The following is a 1,015-nucleotide window of genomic DNA, read 5'->3' on the forward strand; positions in this document are numbered from 1 at the left end:
TTTCAAATCTCTAGGTTTAAAACAAACAGAACGCTATGCACAATTTTTTATGCCAATGGTAGTTCATCGCGCCTTAAAATCTCCGGGTATTTCTTCAGGATTAGAACAGTTAATCAGATTGACAGGATTAACCAGTTTATTTGGTTCTCCTGTTATTGCTAAATTTACCCCATAAAATCCTCTGAATTCATAAAAATCTTGAACTCTTATAAATTGCACTAGGAGAGAAAGTAAATATGGAAATACTAAATTATCTAAAAATTAATTTAAGAGGTATTCAAAGTTTATTATCTAAAATAAAGAGTTTACTAATTGGTAAAATAACAGGAAAGGGTGCTCAAAATATCTGGGTTAATTTGTATCGAAAGGCAGCATTAGAAACCGCTGATTATGTTGAAAAAAATATGCTGACCGTACCTTACTTTCCAAATCGCAATCAATTGTTAAAACTGAGTTTGTCAAAAGTGAACCATTATGGTTTATTTTTAGAATTTGGCTGTGGTTGGCAAGCTAAATCAATCAATTTTATTGCCAATCATATTGACGAAACTGTACATGGATTTGATTCGTTTGAGGGATTACCAGAGCCTTGGTTTGGCAATTTAGGTAAGCAAAGTTTTTCGGCAGGTGGTAAACTTCCTAATGTCAGGAAGAATGTTCAGCTTCATGCTGGTTGGTTCGATCAAACCTTACCAGAATTTACTGCAACTCATGGGGAGATAGTAGCATTTTTACACATAGACTGCGATATTTATTCTTCAACCAAAACTGTATTTGATTGCCTAAAAGATCTAATAGTTCCTGGAACAGTTATTCAGTTTGATGAATATTTTAATTATCCTGGCTGGAAAAATCATGAATATAAAGCTTTTCAGGAATTGGTAGTTGAGAGAGAATTGAAGTATGAGTATTTAGGTTATTGTGAATCTAGCTTTAGTGTAGCTGTTATCATAAGATAAATTTAGAAAAACCTTTTCGGTTTGTTAGCTACCAGGTAGCAATTAGAAATCCTGGA

General features: G+C 33.0%; 1 protein-coding gene. It reads left to right on the top strand.

The annotated features are described in order from the left end of the window. The first annotated feature begins 236 nt into the window (after window positions 1-236). Entirely contained in the window at window positions 237-959 is a 723-nt protein-coding gene (locus F6K22_RS41545) for a TylF/MycF/NovP-related O-methyltransferase (protein ID WP_293111061.1), read from the top strand. Window positions 960-1,015 lie beyond the last annotated feature (56 nt).

This window comes from Okeania sp. SIO2F4 (genome assembly GCF_010672385.1).
GTDB lineage: Bacteria > Cyanobacteriota > Cyanobacteriia > Cyanobacteriales > Microcoleaceae > Trichodesmium.

Excerpts from the sequence above, each read along its gene's own strand:
- F6K22_RS41545 (WP_293111061.1), top strand. The coding sequence starts at position 237 with ATGGAAATACTAAATTATCTAAAAATTAATTTAAGAGGTATTCAAAGT.